Origin of the sequence: Streptomyces sp. NPDC006691 (genome assembly GCF_042869955.1) — a bacterium.
GTDB lineage: Bacteria > Actinomycetota > Actinomycetes > Streptomycetales > Streptomycetaceae > Streptomyces.
Genome location: NZ_JBIAGW010000008.1, coordinates 37,184 through 53,596 on the forward strand (window position 1 = coordinate 37,184; position 16,413 = coordinate 53,596).

Annotated in this window: 18 protein-coding genes and 4 tRNA genes; 14 read left to right on the forward strand and 8 right to left on the reverse strand. The window is 69.5% G+C overall.

Annotation, left to right across the window (positions count from 1 at the left end):
• Positions 1-13 precede the first annotated feature (13 nt).
• The 3 genes from ACFYNP_RS19290 to ACFYNP_RS19300 form a co-directional block, all read right to left on the reverse strand.
• Positions 14-685, reverse strand: coding sequence for an alpha-ketoglutarate-dependent dioxygenase AlkB family protein (locus ACFYNP_RS19290; protein ID WP_388786685.1), 672 nt, complete (start codon positions 683-685; stop codon positions 14-16).
• Positions 682-1,191: a methylated-DNA--[protein]-cysteine S-methyltransferase gene (locus ACFYNP_RS19295; RefSeq protein WP_388786688.1), complete on the reverse strand. Its 510-nt coding sequence runs from the start codon at positions 1,189-1,191 to the stop codon at positions 682-684. The genes ACFYNP_RS19290 and ACFYNP_RS19295 overlap by 4 nt, the downstream gene beginning before the upstream one ends.
• 378 nt (positions 1,192-1,569) lie before the next feature.
• Complete coding sequence (locus ACFYNP_RS19300; protein ID WP_388786691.1) at positions 1,570-2,478, reverse strand: hypothetical protein; 909 nt, start codon at positions 2,476-2,478, stop codon at positions 1,570-1,572.
• Between the two features lie 314 nt (positions 2,479-2,792).
• On the opposite strand from ACFYNP_RS19300, the gene ACFYNP_RS19305 reads away from it, so the two are divergent.
• The 5 genes from ACFYNP_RS19305 (at position 2,793) to ACFYNP_RS19325 (ending at position 7,055) form a co-directional block, all read left to right on the forward strand.
• Positions 2,793-4,022 carry a helix-turn-helix domain-containing protein gene (locus tag ACFYNP_RS19305; protein WP_388786694.1) on the forward strand — a complete coding sequence of 410 codons (1,230 nt, stop codon included), beginning with the start codon at positions 2,793-2,795 and terminating at the stop codon, positions 4,020-4,022.
• Between the two features lie 55 nt (positions 4,023-4,077).
• Positions 4,078-4,518: a hypothetical protein gene (locus ACFYNP_RS19310; protein WP_388786696.1), complete on the forward strand. Its 441-nt coding sequence runs from the start codon at positions 4,078-4,080 to the stop codon at positions 4,516-4,518.
• A 331-nt stretch (positions 4,519-4,849) separates the two neighbouring features.
• Positions 4,850-5,326 (forward strand): glycine-rich domain-containing protein, encoded by a 477-nt coding sequence (locus tag ACFYNP_RS19315; protein ID WP_388786698.1) that lies wholly within the window; start codon positions 4,850-4,852, stop codon positions 5,324-5,326.
• Between the two features lie 84 nt (positions 5,327-5,410).
• Positions 5,411-6,214 (forward strand): hypothetical protein, encoded by an 804-nt coding sequence (locus ACFYNP_RS19320; protein WP_388405522.1) that lies wholly within the window; start codon positions 5,411-5,413, stop codon positions 6,212-6,214.
• Between the two features lie 178 nt (positions 6,215-6,392).
• Positions 6,393-7,055: a tyrosine-type recombinase/integrase gene (locus ACFYNP_RS19325; RefSeq protein WP_388786701.1), complete on the forward strand. Its 663-nt coding sequence runs from the start codon at positions 6,393-6,395 to the stop codon at positions 7,053-7,055.
• 28 nt (positions 7,056-7,083) lie between these two features.
• On the opposite strand, the gene ACFYNP_RS19330 is transcribed toward ACFYNP_RS19325, so the two are convergent.
• On the reverse strand, positions 7,084-7,572 hold the full coding sequence (locus ACFYNP_RS19330) for a YajQ family cyclic di-GMP-binding protein (protein WP_100578076.1): 489 nt from the start codon (positions 7,570-7,572) through the stop codon (positions 7,084-7,086).
• A gap of 226 nt (positions 7,573-7,798) precedes the next feature.
• Between ACFYNP_RS19330 and ACFYNP_RS19335 the strand changes: the two genes are divergently transcribed.
• Positions 7,799-7,880: transfer RNA gene (locus ACFYNP_RS19335), tRNA-Tyr, on the forward strand.
• 211 nt (positions 7,881-8,091) lie between these two features.
• On the opposite strand, the gene ACFYNP_RS19340 is transcribed toward ACFYNP_RS19335, so the two are convergent.
• Both ACFYNP_RS19340 and ACFYNP_RS19345 read right to left on the reverse strand, forming a co-directional pair.
• Positions 8,092-8,748 carry an SDR family oxidoreductase gene (locus ACFYNP_RS19340; RefSeq protein WP_388786704.1) on the reverse strand — a complete coding sequence of 219 codons (657 nt, stop codon included), beginning with the start codon at positions 8,746-8,748 and terminating at the stop codon, positions 8,092-8,094.
• 242 nt (positions 8,749-8,990) lie between these two features.
• Positions 8,991-10,262 (reverse strand): amidohydrolase family protein, encoded by a 1,272-nt coding sequence (locus ACFYNP_RS19345; protein ID WP_345253825.1) that lies wholly within the window; start codon positions 10,260-10,262, stop codon positions 8,991-8,993.
• 243 nt (positions 10,263-10,505) lie between these two features.
• Here ACFYNP_RS19345 and ACFYNP_RS19350 point away from each other — a divergent pair.
• From ACFYNP_RS19350 to ACFYNP_RS19375, 6 genes are all read left to right on the forward strand, one after another.
• A tRNA-Thr gene (locus ACFYNP_RS19350) sits at positions 10,506-10,578 on the forward strand.
• 44 nt (positions 10,579-10,622) lie between these two features.
• Positions 10,623-10,695: transfer RNA gene (locus ACFYNP_RS19355), tRNA-Met, on the forward strand.
• Positions 10,696-10,783: 88 nt separating this feature from the next.
• Entirely contained in the window at positions 10,784-10,948 is a 165-nt protein-coding gene (gene rpmG, locus ACFYNP_RS19360; RefSeq protein WP_003956487.1) for a 50S ribosomal protein L33, read from the forward strand.
• Between the two features lie 134 nt (positions 10,949-11,082).
• Entirely contained in the window at positions 11,083-11,535 is a 453-nt protein-coding gene (locus ACFYNP_RS19365) for a MaoC family dehydratase N-terminal domain-containing protein (protein ID WP_100578079.1), read from the forward strand.
• Position 11,536: 1 nt separating this feature from the next.
• Complete coding sequence (locus ACFYNP_RS19370) at positions 11,537-11,971, forward strand: MaoC family dehydratase (RefSeq protein WP_388405536.1); 435 nt, start codon at positions 11,537-11,539, stop codon at positions 11,969-11,971.
• A 75-nt stretch (positions 11,972-12,046) separates the two neighbouring features.
• On the forward strand, positions 12,047-13,111 hold the full coding sequence (locus ACFYNP_RS19375; protein WP_388787013.1) for a UDP-N-acetylmuramate dehydrogenase: 1,065 nt from the start codon (positions 12,047-12,049) through the stop codon (positions 13,109-13,111).
• 76 nt (positions 13,112-13,187) lie between these two features.
• Here the strand turns inward: ACFYNP_RS19375 and ACFYNP_RS19380 are convergent, their stop codons facing one another.
• Together ACFYNP_RS19380 and ACFYNP_RS19385 are read right to left on the reverse strand one after the other, a co-directional pair.
• Positions 13,188-14,207 carry an adenosine deaminase gene (locus ACFYNP_RS19380; protein ID WP_388405539.1) on the reverse strand — a complete coding sequence of 340 codons (1,020 nt, stop codon included), beginning with the start codon at positions 14,205-14,207 and terminating at the stop codon, positions 13,188-13,190.
• A gap of 118 nt (positions 14,208-14,325) precedes the next feature.
• Positions 14,326-15,564: a pyridoxal phosphate-dependent aminotransferase gene (locus ACFYNP_RS19385; RefSeq protein WP_388405541.1), complete on the reverse strand. Its 1,239-nt coding sequence runs from the start codon at positions 15,562-15,564 to the stop codon at positions 14,326-14,328.
• 314 nt (positions 15,565-15,878) lie between these two features.
• Between ACFYNP_RS19385 and ACFYNP_RS19390 the strand changes: the two genes are divergently transcribed.
• Both ACFYNP_RS19390 and secE read left to right on the forward strand, forming a co-directional pair.
• Positions 15,879-15,951, forward strand: a tRNA-Trp gene (locus ACFYNP_RS19390).
• 106 nt (positions 15,952-16,057) lie between these two features.
• Positions 16,058-16,354, forward strand: a complete 297-nt coding sequence (gene secE, locus ACFYNP_RS19395; RefSeq protein ID WP_161244505.1) for a preprotein translocase subunit SecE — start codon at positions 16,058-16,060, stop codon at positions 16,352-16,354.
• The last annotated feature ends 59 nt before the right edge of the window (positions 16,355-16,413 follow it).

The window sequence follows — 16,413 nt, forward strand, 5'->3', positions numbered from 1 at the left end:
CGCGGCAAGGCGGTCAGCCGCCGAGCCCGGTGTCGCGCAGGGTGATGTTGAGCCGGCCACGAGCCATGCCCGTGGCCGGCTCGCCCGTTCCCGGCAGCACTTTGGGCACCCCGTGATAGGCGAACCGGGACGCACCGCCGAAGACGAACAGATCGCCGGACACGAGCTCCACATCGGTGTAGGGCCGCCCCCGGTGCTCGGTGTTGCCGAACCGGAAGACGCAGCTGTCCCCGATGCTGAGCGAGACGACAGGCGCGTCGGACTTCTCGTCCTTGTCCTGGTGCAGCCCCATCCTGGCGGTGTCGTCGTAGAAGTTGATGAGCGCGGTGTCGGGCGAGTAGCGCGCGCCCGCGCCCGCGTCCCCGTACGCGGCAGCCACCGCGGCCCGCCCCAACTCACCGAGCCAGTCCGGGAATTGGGCCACCGGGAGCCCGTTCACGTCATGGGCGACCCGGGTGTACCGGTAGGGCTGCCAGTGCCACCCGACACACACCGTCCGCACCGACATGACCCCGCCGCCCGGCAGCTCGGTGCGGCGGATCGGCACGGGCCCCCGGGCCCACTCCCGGCAGGCGGCGACCAGCTCCCGCTGCCGCTCGACCGAGAGCCAGCCCGGCACGTGGACCGCACCCGGCGCGACCTCGACCCGCTCGGGCCGAGGCAGCCGGAACAGCCCCTCGCTCATGACGCCGGGGCGCCTTCGAGCCCCAGCAACGTCTGCTTGCGCTCCAGGCCGCCGGCGTACCCCTTGAGGGAGCCGTCGGAGCCGATCACGCGGTGGCAGGGCCGCACCACGAGCAGCGGATTCCGCCCGATCGCGGTGCCCACCGCCCGCACCAGCACGGAGGAGGCGCCGAGCCGCCGGGCGATCTCACCGTACGAGACCGTCGTCCCGTACTCGATCGCGTCCAGCTCGGCCCAGACCTGGCGCTGGAAATCGGTACCGGAGGCGCCGGCGGCGTATTCGATGTCGAACCGGGTCAGCTCGCCGGCGAAGTACGCCCGCAGCTGCGCGGCGATCCCGTCGAAGGCTTCGGGAGCGTGCCGCCACCCGTCCCGCACGACGGCACCGCCCTTCTGCCCCGGCACGGAGAGCGAGACCAGCGCGGTCCCGCCCGGCGCGGTCGCGGACTCCTCCCCGACCAGCAGCAGCTCACCCAGAGGGCTTTCGAGGGTCGCGTAGACAGTCATCGCACCTTCCCTTCCTTGCGTACGACATCGAGTCTGCGACCCCCGGCCGCGTGGCGCTGGCGGAATTCGGACACCACGTCCGGCCGCCGGCGCATCGGGCGGACGACCTCAGCGGTAGTTCACGAACTTCCCCCATGATCCTCTGACCTGTACGGACTCGGCAAATGATGCCGTGACCTGCGAAAACTACTCTCGGTGGTTGTCGCGGTTTTCCGTGATCTTCTGGGGGCTTGTGCCCTGGGCGTGCCCTGGGGCACGGGGCGATGTCCGAACGGATGGCTCCCGGCCCGGTCCATCGGTTCGACTGACCGCCTAAACGTGACCCAAGGGGGCGTAGGTGAACGGAGTCATGGTTGTTCAGTCGGTTGGATGGTCGCGTCAAAGGGGTCTATGGCCGGATGACCTTGACGCGCCTTCCTTGACGCTATCCAATCCTGGGTATGGCTCTTCAAGTGCTCGCTGCTCTGCGTCGTAAGTGGGGCTGAAATGCTCGTATCGGAGCATCTCGTTTGGCCCCCTTGTGATCATCAGATTTCCTTCGTCAAACCGGTATCCTGCATCAAGTTCTTCGCGGATGTAGTCGCACATGAGGTTGGCGGCTGCCGTGAGGTGGAATACGAGCTCATGAATCAAGTCGCAGTTGAAGTCGTACTCACCCCCGTACTTCTCGTATAGCTTCTCGTCCCAGTCGATCTCCTTATGTTTTTCGCGTAGACAGAATCGCTCTCTCAGGTTTCTGTGATACGCGAACTCGCGGTCAATCACTTGTATCAGGTCGCTCCAGATTTTGGTGAAGATTGATACACCGCGGCGAACCCTCGGGAAATGAGAGGTGGGCCAACCCCGGGAGCGCAGCCAAAGCGCCGTGCTGGCGAACCGGTCAAATCGCTCTTTTTCGATTTCTGGCAAAGGTGAAAGGAGCGAGGATGTCCAGTCGTCCCAGTTTTCTAGCTCGACGCGGCGTTCCCACTCGCCCAAAAATCTAGCCGCGCGCTCGGTTGCCTCCTCTCTCTTCCCGGATTTTTCTCCCAGGCTTTGAGCGACGTGTTCCTCATGCTCCCTCTTCATCTCCATGAGGACCTCTACGGGAAAATAACGGCCATTGGAGCTATCGATTACCTTATGATGCTCTTCGCAGAGGAGAATCCTGTTCGCGTATGCGTCCCGCTCCGTCTGTGGCATGTTGGGAATAGCTCGTGGTCCATTATCGGACTCGGCGACAATGTGAGCTTCCTCGCCGAGTGTTACGCCTTCTATCGCCCCAGAGTCGTTGACATATTCCTGCACGTCGGCAGTTAGACGGCGGGGGCATTCGGGGAATGCGCACATATTGCCTGAGCGTCCCCAGAGGCGTTTGCGGTCCGAGCTCGACATCGCCACGTGACCCCCAACTGTGTATAGCCGACAGATGCATCTTGCCGAACCGGCAGGGGCGCTCGCAGGCGATTGAAGGTTCTCCCGGCGCAGGTAACGGGCTAAGCCTCCACAAGCCGAGAGCGCTGTGGGTACCGTTCTGGGGAGTGAGCCTGAACGGATGGAGCTGTGATGCCCTGCCGCACGCTTGAGCACAGCAGGCCTGCCACCGAGTGGGGGGTGTGCTGATGTTGGAGGAAGCCGAGGAGATTGGCCGGCGCGTTCGTCGCGCCCGACTCCGACTCGGGATGCCGCAGGCGGATCTCGCCACCGCGCTCGGCAAGACGCAGGGCTGGGTCTCGAAGATGGAGCGCGGGCTCATCGAGCTCGACCGCGTCGGCTTGCTCAACCTGGTCGCCGCCGAACTGCACGTTCACCCCAACGACCTGATCGGCCGTCCGTACGCCAGTAGCCCCGCCGAGAATCAGTGGCAGGTGTCCGCGAGCTCGATCATGCGCGAGTTGCGACGGTACGACCTGGTGCCGGTCTTCGACGGCACCCCTCGCGCGTCTGGCGAGCTGTGGCGCGAGATGACCAGGCTGCATCGGCTGCGGGATGCGGCGGCCAACGTCGCCATCCTGCGAGTCCTGCCCGATCTTCTGCGCGAGGCCCGCGCCCTGGCCGAGGTCTCCGCCGGGCATGAGCGCGAGGAGGCGTACGCGATCTATGCGGTTGCCTGCAAGTTCGCTCACACCGCCGCGCATTCCCTCGGGCACCCGGAGCTCATCGCCATGGCGGCCGAGCGCGCCGCATGGTCCGCCCGCCTGTCCGGCGACCCCGTAATGCCTGCCCTCGCCGACTGGATGCGGGTCTGGGACATGTGGGCAACCGCCGATTGGGACGACTCCCTCACGCTCTCCGACAAGGCCATCGCCGGTGTTCAGCGCGACTATGAACGTGGTGACCCGCTCGCTGTCCGCATGTGGGGGACCCTGCAACTGCGTGCCGCTGTGTCCGCCGCGAGAGGCGGACGGGCGGCTGAGACGGAGGAGCGCATCGGCCACGCCAAGTCCGCTGCCGACCGTCTGAGCAGCTACCAGGGCCCGCCGGTGTACGACCGGCACTCCGTGACGTTCTCGCCCGGCAACGTGCAGATCCACGCCATCAGCGTGGCGCTTGAGATGGGCGATCAGACCAAGGCGCTTGCCATAAACCGCCGGACCGGCCCCGAGGTGGTCGCCGCGCTGCCCCACTCCCGCCAGGGACACCATCACATGGACCTCGCTCGGGCGTGGCTGTGGGATGGTAGCCGCGACCGGGCCCTCGGCGAACTGGAGACCGCTGAGCGGATTGCTCCGCAGCTCGTACGCAACCACCCCGTGGCCCGCTCGACGCTGCGCAGCATCGTCTACGCCGAGCGGATCGCCACCCGCGAGAAGCTGCGCCGCATGTCAGACCGCTTTCACCTCGACGGATGAGGGCACTATTCCTCCGATTCATATTCGCCCCCTGGCACGCTCCTAACTTCGGAGCATGACAGGACGAGCAGCGCCTCATCTCCCCTCTCAGGGTGCCGAGTTAGGCACCGCGGCCCCTTTCTTCCCTCGACTCGGCGACCTTGCCCGTGACACCGCCCATGGCGGCGAGATCGGCGTCGTGATCGCCCTGCCGGGCGCGGACGCGGCGACGTACCACCTGCGTCCGCCCGGCGGCGGTGAAGAGTGGACAGCGCCGGCCGACGGCACCACCCTGCGCCCCGTTCCGGCGCAGGTCACGTACGTCGCTTCAGCAAGGCGCGACGTCGCGTACGACCACCGCGCGCAGCAGGGAGCGCTCCCTGTCCTCGTGTACTTCGAGGACGGCGGCAACACCGAGTCACTGCTCGTCCTCGATCCGGACCAACTTGAGCTCTTCTACTACCAAGTTGGGCGGGTCATCGAACTCCGCGAAAAGGCACGTGGCGGCGCCTTATGAGCGCCCGCCACGCTACCCGCCGCTATGCCGCACATGACCCGCTCGGCCGCTTCCTCGGGTGGCTGTGGGCACTCGGAACTGCCGTTGGGTTTATCGCTCTGGCGACTGCTGTCGACGGTGAGCTCGCCCACCGGGGCGCCCCCGGGCCGACCCTGACAACGCCCGAGCTCGTCGCTCCGGCCCTCTGAAACTCCCCACCGCCCGGCGGTGCCTGACACGACCCACTGGGCGGGCGGAGGCTCACCTCGGCCGGGACCTCAAGGCATGGCTCTGGCCGGGGTACCGCACCACGCACGTCCGACGCACCACCTCATCAAGGAGGCAAAGGACCGTGACCGTAGTACAGGAACGCCCCGCGACCGACGCACGAACCCTGGTCAACCCCGAGCTGCGGGCGACCCTCGCGGCCAACGTGCGCGCCAAGTTCGAGGACATGAGCGAGGAGCAGGCGCAGCGGGGCATCGGGCAGATGCTTGCCTTCCTCGCGGCCGGTGCACACAGCCCCGTCCCGCTGAGTCCGTCTCCGTTGGTGGACGATTTTTGGCACGCCTTCCTGTTGCACACCAAGGCGTATCAGGACTTCTGCGAGCAGACACTCGGGAAGTTCGTCCATCATCAGCCCGGCTTCCTCGACAAGGAGGAGCACGGCGGCGGCAAGGCGCTGCGCGCCCGCACGGTGGACGCCATCGCCTCTGCCGGGTTCGTGGTTGACGTGGACTTCTGGCCTGAGCTCGACATCGCCGATTGCTCGCAGTGTCATGCGAACTGCCACAACAGCCCGAAGCACAACAGCACTCGGCTTGCCTGACGGTTCACCGCGCCGGCCCCCTGCTTGTGCCACTCTGTGGCCGAGCAGGGGGCCGGCTTCCGTTCTGTACGAGGAGAGATGCGGGTGGACCGCACGTCATGGCACGAACTCCCGCCCGCAGTGCGGCACGCCGTCGAGCAGCACACAGGCCCAGTCGGCTGGGCGGAGAGCGCCGATAAAGGGGTGATGGCGCATCTCGCCTGCACGATCGGCGGCGCCTCGGGCCGGACGTTCATCAAGGGCACCCGCACCGATAGCGCCTCGGCATGGGTCTACCGCAGCGAGGCACAAGTGACGCGGCATGCGCCTCTCGCACCCCGGTTGCTGTGGCAGGTGGAGGCGGGCGGATGGCTGCTCGCAGGATACGAGTTCATCGAGGGACGGCACCCCGATCTCAGCCCCGGTTCCGCCGATCTCGCCCCGCTGGTCGACGCTCTCACCGTCATGTCGGCGGCCCCGTGGCCTCAGACAGTCCGTAAGAAGCCGCTGCCCATCCGATGGGGGCCTCTGATTGCCGAGGGCCGCGCGCCCGACCTCGACGGGCAGACGCTCACCCACACGGACATGTCGCCGCTCAACATGCTGGCCACCGCCGACGGAATCCGATTCGTCGACTGGGCCCTCGCCTGCCCGGCGCCAGCCTGGGCGGACACGGCGTTCACGGTGCCGCGACTCGTCCATGCCGGGCACACGCCCTATGAGGCCGAGACCATCGCCAGACGGGTGCCTGCCTTCCGAGCGGCACCGCCTGCCGCCATCAGTACCTTCGCGCATGCTCTGTACGCCGTCTGGGAGAGCCGGGAGAGGACCGACCCGCTTCCGCACCGGGCTGCGCTGATCGCTGCCGCTCGCGACTGGGCCGTGCACCGCGCACTCACTGCCGCATGAACATGAAGACGGCCCGCACGAAGGCGGGGCCGCGAGCGGGCGGAGGGCGAGGTGGTTCAAGTCACGATCCGAGAGGCGTCGTCGGCGAGGCGAGCGGCGGCAGGGGAGCGCAGCACGCTGGCGGGGTCATGCGGCTGGAGCGCGGCCAGTGAGCCGGTCGTACAGGGCACGATCCTCGGTGTGGACGCGTACGCGGTCGGTACAGCTGAGGGCGTCCAGTTCGGCAGCCGGCCGGGCACTCATAGACGCAGCGTCCGCTCGGTACCGAGCCCTGTTCCTGCTCGCGGCGTCATCCGGCTTGCGTCAAGGGGAGTTGTTCGGCCTCGAAGTCGACGGCGTCGACTTCCTGCGCCGAGAGGTGACCGTGCGGCAGCAACTCATCGACCCGGAGGAGGGCGAACCGTACCTCGGTGAGCCGAAGACGCATGAGAGCTATCGCACGGTGCCGCTCACGAAAGCGGCGGTGGACGCGCTCGCCGCGCACCTTGAGCGCTTCCCCGCGCCGGCGGTGAAGATCGAGGATCGGACTGCCCCTCGGAGACCGCGCCAGCGCACTGCGCGGCTGATCTTCCCTAACCAGTACAGCGTCCCGGTCCGGCGTGGTTCCTGGTCTCACGTATGGAAAAGGACGCGGCAGAGAGCGAACAAGGCGCTCACGGCAACGTACGAGCAGGCACGCGCGGCATGGGTCCGCAGGGGCAAGCCCGATGGCAGCGCCAAGCCGTCGATCACGCTCGACACCTACACGCACCTGTGGCCGGACGAGGAGGACACAACGAGGGCCGCCGTCGAGGCAGTCCTCGGCGATGTGCGCCCGTTGTGCCCTGCTCGCTCAGCCTGACAACGTCCGTGCAGGTCAGACCACTTGATCAGCGGTAGTTCACGAACTGGATCGCGAAGTCGAAGTCCTTGCCCTTGAGCAGGGCCTGGACGGCCTGGAGGTCGTCGCGGCTCTTCGAGGAGACGCGCAGCTCGTCGCCCTGCACCTGCGCCTTGACGCCCTTGGGGCCCTCGTCGCGGATGACCTTGGCGACCTTCTTGGCGTTCTCCTGGGAGATGCCCTCCTCGATGGAGGCGAAGATCTTGTACTCCTTGCCGGACAGCTGCGGCTCGCCCGCGTCCAGCGACTTCAGGGAGATGCCGCGCTTGATCAGCTTGGTCTCGAAGATGTCGAGGATCGCCTTGACCCGCTCCTCGCCGTTCGCCTGCATCAGGATCTTCTCGCCGGACCACGAGATCGAGGCGTCGGTGCCCTTGAAGTCGTAGCGCTGCGAGATCTCCTTCGCGGCCTGGTTGAGGGCGTTGTCGACCTCCTGCCGCTCGACCTTCGAGACGATGTCGAAACTGGAGTCGGCCATGTCCTGTGGCTCCTTGGTTCGGTTGTGTGTCGGGTGCGCACGAGCCCTGCGGCCGAACGCGCGGCGACCCGGCCCCACTGCCGAACCACCGCCCCAAAGCCTAGCCACCCCGTGCCGGGCAGAGCGTTGATCAATGGGGTGGCGGAGCACCCCTGGGCATCGGGTATCGTTTACGTCGTTGCCACGGAGCACCGCCGAAAAGCGGGAACCGGAGGCGACATCCCATGGCGGTGTGCCCGAGTGGCCAATGGGAACGGACTGTAAATCCGTCGGCTCTGCCTACCCAGGTTCGAATCCTGGCGCCGCCACACTGGGTGAAACCCCTGGTGACCTGAGAAGGTCACCAGGGGTTTCTTCGTTGTGCGGGGCAGCCCGGCGCGGATGCCCTGATGTCCCACGCGGCACCTCTCCGCCCCCGACGGCTCGAAGATCGAGAACACCCTCACCCTGCGTGACTTCGGAGCTCCGACGCACGTGGCGGCCCCGGACTAGTACCGGCCGGCGGGCCGTAACGGCGGGTCAGTTTCCCGCCACGCCCTTCACGGCCACCACCACCGGTGCCGAGCCGCTGATCAGTTCCAGGGTGAGGCCCGCCGTCGCGGGGGAGTCCACGAGTTCGGCCAGGACCGCGGCCACGTCGTCGCGGGGGATCGTGCCGCGGCCGGTCGAGGCGGCCAGGGTCACCAGGCCCTTGCCCGCGTCGTTGGTCAGCATGCCGGGGCGCAGGACCGTCCAGTCCAGGTGCGGGCGGGAGCGTACGGCGTCGTCGGCGGCGCCTTTGGCGCGCAGGTACTCGTCGAAGACCTCGTCGCCCTGGTGGGCCGAGTCCGCGCCCATCGACGACACGATGACATAGCGGCGTACGCCCGCCCGTTCCGCGGCGTCCGCCAGCAGGACCGCCGCCCCGCGGTCCACCGTCTCCTTGCGGGAGGCGTCGCTGCCCGGGCCCGCGCCCGCCGCGAACACCACCGCGTCCGCGCCCTGGAGCGCCTCGGCGACGGCGTCCACCGTCGCGGACTCCAGGTCGAGGACCACCGGCTCCGCGCCGACCTCCCGCAGGTCGTCCGCCTGCTCCGGCTTGCGGATGATTCCGGCCACCTCGTCGCCGCGCGCCGCCAGCAGGCGTTCGAGCCGCAACGCGATCTGACCATGACCTCCAGCGATGACAATGCGCATGCTCCCGACGGTACGCGGAGATGCCGCCGCTCGCCGGTGGAGGCGGTGGAGCGGGTGGAGCGGGTGGAGTGAGTGAGCGCTGCGGGTGGAGGTTCGCCCGGCGGACAGGCGTGCGCAGGCGGCACACGAGTCACCCGGCGGCACAGGTGACACAGGCGGTACAGGCAGCACCCGGCGGCCCACGGGTCACCCGGCGGCACAGGCAGCGCACGCGGCGCCGGCGAGCGCACGCGTCACCGGCTTCACCCCGCGTCGCCGCGCCCCGCCTCCGTGCGCCCCTGCCGGGGCAGGTCGAGGGCGACCGCCGCGGCCGAGTCGCAGTACTCGCGCACCGCGCTCGTACGGGCCACCACCCGGCCGCGGTGGACGACGATGCGGCTGTAGGCGAGCGAGAGGACGCCCGCGATGCGTTCGCCGCGCACCGCGAGCAGTTCGGCGGGGAAGCCCGCCTCGACCCGCACCTCGGGCAGCCCCATCGACTCGCGGGCCACCGTGCTGACCGCCGCGTACGCGTCCTCGGGCCGCATGCCCGCCTGGGAGGCGAGGAGGTAGGCGGCCTCCAGCGGATCGCCCCGCCCGACCGGGTTGGAGACGTCCCGCAACGCGCCGCTGCCCGCCGCGAGTCGGACCCCGGCGGCCCTCAACAGCCGTACTGGAGCCGCACCTTGACGGTCCGTCATACCGCAGCCGCCCTGGGGGAGACACGTCACCGCCACACCCGCGGAGGCGAGTTGGTCGGCGGCGCGGGCCGCGGTGTCGCGCGGAAGGCGGGACAGGCCTCCGCAGGGGCCGATCGTGACGCCGGGGCGCAGGCCGCCGGACATGGCCGCGAGCCGCGCGAGGCGCGCCGGATCGGCGCCGTCGGTGTGCAGGTCGACCGCGCAGCCGTGCTCCGCGGCGAGCTCCAGGACGGCCTGGGCGTACCCGGCCGGATCGGCGTCCAGATCCGGGCAGCCGCCCACCACGGAGGCGCCCATCTTGACCGCGTCCCGCAGCATGGCGAGCCCGTCCGCGCCGGCCACCCCGGTGAGCAGCCGCGGCACGGCGACCACCGCGAGCTCGGTGAGGCCGCGCAGGGAGCGCCGGGTCTGGAGCACCGCCTCCAGCGGATCGAGGCCGCTCACCTCGTCGATGCGTACGTGCGAGCGCAGTGCGGTGGCGCCGTGGCCGAGCTGGAGCAGGGCGGCCTCGGTGGCCCGGCGCTGGACCTCCTCGACCGCGTACGAGACCGGGCCCTCGGCGCTGGAGGCGGTCAGGGCGGTGTCGCTGTGGGCGTGCGGCTCGGCCGGGGCCGGGAGCAGCAGGAAGCCGTTCAGATCCACCCGCGAGGAGCCGTTCGCGGTGAGGCTGCCCGCGGTGCCCACCGCCTCGATCCGACCGCCGCCGAGCCGCACGTCCACCGTGCGCCCGTCGGCGAGCCGGGCGCCGCACAGCAGCAGCGAGGATCCCGCGGCGGGATCGGGGCCTTCGCCGGTGCCGGGGGAGTGGGCCGGCTGCTGGTGGCTGTCGGACATCGCGCTCCTGATCGGGCTCGGGTGATCGGGCTCGGGTGATCGGCTCGGCGGGCATGATCACGCAGCGTGAGCCGAGCCTAGGGGCGGCTACGGCGTGCATCGAGGAGGAGCGAAATAGTCGTACCGGTGTGGCCCTGAGTGGCCTACGGGACCGGTGGGGCAAGGCCTCGGGAGGGGCGCTCGGGGGCGGCACGAAACGGATTTGGGCGATCGGCGAGAGAGCGTGTAATGTCTTCCTCGCTCGCCCCAATAGCTCAGTCGGTAGAGCGTCTCCATGGTAAGGAGAAGGTCTACGGTTCGATTCCGTATTGGGGCTCTGGTGCGGAAGCCCTCACCTTCGGGTGAGGGAATCCGTGTCAAAGCGGTGTAGCTCAGTCGGTAGAGCAAGCGGCTCATAATCGCTGTGTCACCGGTTCAAGTCCGGTCACCGCTACACACAGTAGCCGATTGTGGGGTCGGTCCTTCGATCGGCTACTCTTTCATGCGTTCATCCGTCAACCCGTCCGTCAAGGAGCACTCACGTGGCTGCCACCGACGTCCGCCCGAAGATCACGCTGGCCTGCGTGGAGTGCAAGGAGCGGAACTACATCACCAAGAAGAACCGGCGTAACAACCCGGACCGACTTGAGATGAAGAAGCACTGCCCGCGCTGCAACTCGCACACCGCGCACCGCGAGACCCGCTAACCACGGCGTCTGGCACTCAGGCTCGTTCGAGAGGTCGTCCCCCATACCGGGGGGCGGCCTCTCGGCGTTTTCCAGGCGTACGACTAAATTCTCCGTAGACCCCACCACCCTGATCCGCAGGAGGTAGCCGCCCGATGGCGCTCGACCAGTCTTTCGTGGGGCGGACCTATCCGCCCACCGCCCCGTACGAGGTCGGCCGCGAGAAGATCCGCGAGTTCGCGGTGGCGGTCGGGGACGAGAACCCCGCCTACACCGACCCGGAGGCGGCCAAGGCGCTGGGTCACGCCGATGTCATCGCGCCGCCCACCTTTGTGTTCGCCATCACGTTCGGTGCGGCGGGCCAGGTCGTCCAGGACCCGCAGCTGGGCCTGGACTACAGCCGGGTGGTGCACGGCGACCAGAAGTTCGCGTACACCCGCCCGGTCCGCGCGGGCGACCGGCTGACGGTCACCTCCACCATCGACGCGATCAAGTCCCTCGCGGGCAACGACATCCTGGACATCCGGGGCGAGGTCCACGACGAGGCCGGCGAGCACGTCGTGACCGCCTGGACCAAGCTGGTGTCCCGAGCGGCCGAGGGGGCCTGACATGACCGCGAAGATCCGTTACGAGGACGTCGAGCCCGGCACCGAGCTGCCGTCCGCGTCCTTCCCCGTGACCCGCGCCACGCTCGTGCAGTACGCGGGCGCGTCCGGCGACTTCAACCCGATCCACTGGAACGAGAAGTTCGCGAAGGAGGTCGGGCTGCCCGACGTCATCGCGCACGGCATGTTCACGATGGCCGAGGCGATCCGCGTGGTCACGGACTGGGCCGGCGACCCGGCCGCCGTCGCGGAGTACGGCGTCCGCTTCACCAAGCCGGTGGTGGTCCCCAACGACGACACCGGCGCACTGATCGAGGTCACCGCCAAGGTCGCGGCGAAGCTCGACGACGAGGCCCGCACGGTCCGCGTGGACCTCACCGCGATGAGCGCCGGCCAGAAGGTCCTGGGCATGTCCCGGGCGGTCGTCCGCCTGGCCTGAGCCGCGAAGGTTCCGGGGGCCGCGGCCCCCGGAACCCGGCGGGGGCGACGGCCCCCACGGCACCGCACCCGTACGCTGGACCCCGTGCAGGAACTTCACGACGCTCCCCTCGCCCCCCTGACCACCCTCCGCCTCGGCGGCCCGGCGGACCGGCTCGTCACCGCCACCACCGACGCCGAGGTCGTCGCCGCCGTGCGCGAGGCCGACGACAGCGGGACCCCGCTCCTCGTCATCGGTGGCGGCAGCAATCTGCTCATCGGGGACAAGGGCTTCGCCGGTACCGCCCTGCGCATCGCCACCCGCGGCTTCGAGCTCGACGGCACCCGCCTCGAACTCGCCGCCGGCGAGGTGTGGACCGACGCGGTGGCCCGCAGCGTGGAGGCCGGGCTGGCCGGCATCGAGTGCCTGGCCGGCATCCCCGGTTCGGCCGGCGCGACCCCGATCCAGAACGTCGGGGCCTACGGCCAGGAAGTGTCCAGCACCATCACGCACGTCGTCGCCTACGACCGCCTCGACCGCGCCACCGTGACGCTCACCAACGCCGAGTGCGACTTCTCGTACCGCCACAGCCGCTTCAAGCAGCACCCCGACCGCTACGTCGTGCTCCGCGTCGTCTTCGAGCTGGAGGACGCCGGGGGGCTCTCGGCGCCGGTCAAGTACGCCGAGACCGCCCGCGCGCTGGGCGTCGAGCCCGGTGACCGGGTCCCGGCCGGCACCGCCCGCGAGACCGTCCTGAAGCTGCGGGCCGGCAAGGGCATGGTGCTCGACCCGGAGGACCACGACACCTGGTCGGCGGGCTCCTTCTTCACCAACCCGATCCTGCCCAACGAGGCGTACGCCGCGTTCCTCGCCCGCGCCCAGGAGCGGCTCGGCGCGGACGTGGCGCCGCCCGCGTGGCCCGTCGGCGCCGACCGGACGAAGACCTCGGCGGCCTGGCTGATCGACAAGGCGGGGTTCACGAAGGGGTACGGGACGGGGCCCGCCCGCATCTCCACGAAGCACACCCTCGCCCTCACCAACCGCGGCGGCGCCACCACCGAGGACCTCCTGAGCCTGGCCCGCGATGTGGTGGCCGGCGTGGAGCTGGCGTTCGGCGTGACGCTGGTGAACGAGCCGGTGGCGGTCGGGGTGGAGATCTAGCGCCCCGGGCCCTTCCGGCGGATCTTGTCGGGACGCGGCGACCAGCCGCCGGCCAGGCCCCGGCCCCTCGCGGGAGTCAGGCCTTCAGCCAGGAGTCCACTCCCGCAAGAAGTTCCTCCCGGATGTCCGCGGGGGCCGCCGACGCCCGGATCGACTGGCGGGCCAGCTCCGCCAACTCCGTGTCGTCGAAGGCGTGGTGGTGACGGGCGATGTCGTACTGGGCGGCCAGCCGGGAGCCGAAGAGCAGCGGGTCGTCCGCACCCAGGGCCATCGGGACACCGGCGTCGTACAGCACCCGCAGCGGCACGTCCTCGGGCTTCTCGTAGACGCCGAGGGCGACGTTGGACGCGGGGCAGACCTCGCAGGTGATGCCCTTCTCGGCGAGGCGGCGCAGCAGACGGGGGTCCTCCGCGGCCCGCACCCCGTGCCCGACCCGCCGCGCGTGCAGGTCGTCGAGGCAGTCGCGCACCGACGACGGCCCGGAGAGCTCGCCGCCGTGCGGGGCCGCGAGCAGCCCGCCCTCGCGGGCGATCGCGAAGGCGCGGTCGAAGTCCCTTGCCATGCCCCGGCGTTCGTCGTTGGACAGCCCGAAGCCGACCACCCCGCGATCGGCGTAGCGGACCGCGAGCCGGGCCAGGGTGCGCGCGTCGAGGGGATGCTTCATGCGGTTGGCCGCGACCACGACGCGCATGCCGAGCCCGGTCTCGCGCGAGGCCGAGTCGACCGCGTCCAGGATGATCTCCAGGGCCGGGATCAGACCGCCCAGCAGGGGCGCGTACGAGGTCGGGTCGACCTGGATCTCCAGCCAGCCGGAACCGTCCCGGACGTCCTCCTCGGCCGCCTCGCGCACCAGGCGCTGAATGTCCTCGGGGGCGCGCAGACACGAGCGCGCCGCATCGTAGAGGCGCTGGAAGCGGAACCAGCCGCGCTCGTCGGTGGCCCGCAGCTTCGGCGGCTCGGCGCCGGTCAGCGCATCGGGCAGCCGTACGCCGTACTTGTCGGCGAGCTCCAGCAGGGTCGAGGGCCGCATCGACCCGGTGAAGTGCAGATGCAGATGGGCCTTCGGCAGATCTCGTACGTCGCGAACGTGCTCCATCCAGGGATCTTGCCGCACCCGGCCGGAATCCGGCAGCCCCTTTCCCCGATCGGGGCCCGCCCCGAACGCAGAAGCGGGCCCCACCGGGGCCCGCTCCCACCACACGATCCGCCGGAACCTAGTCGCGGGCCTCGGCCAGCAGCTTCTGGATCCGCGAGACGCCCTCGACGAGGTCCTCGTCACCCAGGGCGTACGAGAGCCGCAGGTAGCCCGGCGTACCGAAGGCCTCGCCGGGGACGACCGCGACCTCGGCCTCGTCCAGGATCAGCGCGGCGAGCTCCGCCGAGGTCGCCGGGCGCTTGCCGCGGATCTCCTTGCCCAGCAGGCCCTTCACCGACGGGTAGGCGTAGAACGCGCCCTCGGGCGTGGGGCAGATCACCCCGTCGATCTCGCCCAGCATGCGCACCATGGTCGCGCGCCGCCGGTCGAAGGACTCCCGCATCCTCGCGACCGCGTCCAGGTTCCCGGAGACGGCGGCGAGCGCGGCGATCTGGGCCACGTTGGAGACGTTGGACGTGGCGTGCGACTGGAGGTTGGTCGCGGCCTTGACGACGTCCTTCGGGCCGATGATCCAGCCGACCCGCCAGCCCGTCATCGCGAAGGTCTTGGCGACGCCGTTGACGACGATGCACTTGTCGCGCAGCTCCGGGACGATCGCGGGCAGCGAGGTGAACGCGGCGCTGCCGTACACCAGGTGCTCGTAGATCTCGTCCGTCATCACCCACAGGCCGTGCTCGACGGCCCAGCGCCCGATGGCCTCCGCGTCGGCCTCGCTGTAGACGGCGCCGGTCGGGTTCGACGGCGAGACGAACAGGACGACCTTCGTCCGCTCGGTACGGGCCGCCTCCAGCTGCTCCACCGACACCCGGTACCCGGTCGTCTCGTCGGCCACGACGTCCACCGGGACGCCGCCCGCGAGCCGGATCGACTCGGGGTAGGTGGTCCAGTACGGGGCCGGGACGATGACCTCGTCGCCCGGGTCGAGGATCGCCGCGAAGGCCTCGTAGATCGCCTGCTTGCCGCCGTTGGTCACCAGCACCTGCGAGGCGTCGACCTCGTAACCGGAGTCGCGCAGCGTCTTCGCGGCGATCGCAGCCTTGAGCTCGGGCAGGCCCCCGGCCGGCGTGTAGCGGTGGTACTTCGGGTTGCGGCAGGCCTCGACCGCGGCCTCGACGATGTAGTCGGGCGTCGGGAAGTCGGGCTCGCCGGCGCCGAAGCCGATGACCGGACGCCCGGCGGCCTTGAGGGCCTTGGCCTTGGCGTCGACCGCGAGGGTCGCGGACTCGGAGATGGCGCCGATGCGCGCGGAGACCCGGCGCTCGGTGGGGGAGGAAGGCGGGGGAGTTGCAGCGCTCATGCGGGCCATGGTCCCAGAACGCCAACGGCCCGGGCACCCGCGTCCCACGGACCGGTCAGCATGTGGACAGGCGTCCGAGAGCCCCTCTCGCGGAGGCCGGGCCGAGGCCGCGGGAAGGCCGCGGGAAGGCCGCGGGAAGGCCGTGGGAAGGCCTGGGGCGGGCGCGGAGAAGGCCGGCAGAAGGACGGGACGGCGGCGGTCCGGAGGGGCTCGGGAGGAAGCTGTTCGACGCCGGGCCCCTGACCACGTACACTCACTGCCTGTTGGTCCTCACCAACCGCACCACCACATGCGGTAGGTTGGGGGAACCACAAAGGGTCGTAGCTCAATTGGTAGAGCACTGGTCTCCAAAACCAGCGGTTGGGGGTTCAAGTCCCTCCGGCCCTGCTACACACACCTTCGCCAGGATGTGTGCGCATGTACGTACTTCAATGCACCGCCGTGCGGCTCCACCGGGCGCGGCACGGCCATGACCCGGAATCAGGTGAGAAGCGTGACGGACGCCGTGGGCTCCATCGACATGCCTGATGCCCAGGACGAGGCAGCGGAGTCCAAGGATTCGAAGAAGAAGGCCCGCAAGGGCGGTAAGCGCGGCAAGAAGGGCCCTGTGGGCCGTCTCGCGCTCTTCTACCGGCAGGTTGTTGCCGAACTCCGTAAAGTTGTCTGGCCGACACGCAGCCAGCTGACGACGTACACCACGGTCGTGATCGTGTTCGTCGTCATCATGATCGGCATTGTGACGTTGATTGACTCCGGCTTCTCGCAGGTAGTCAAGTACGTCTTCGGCTGATCGCGAAGGGCGCCCCTCATTGGCGCCCCTTTCGCGCGTTCCACCCCATCTGTAGCCAG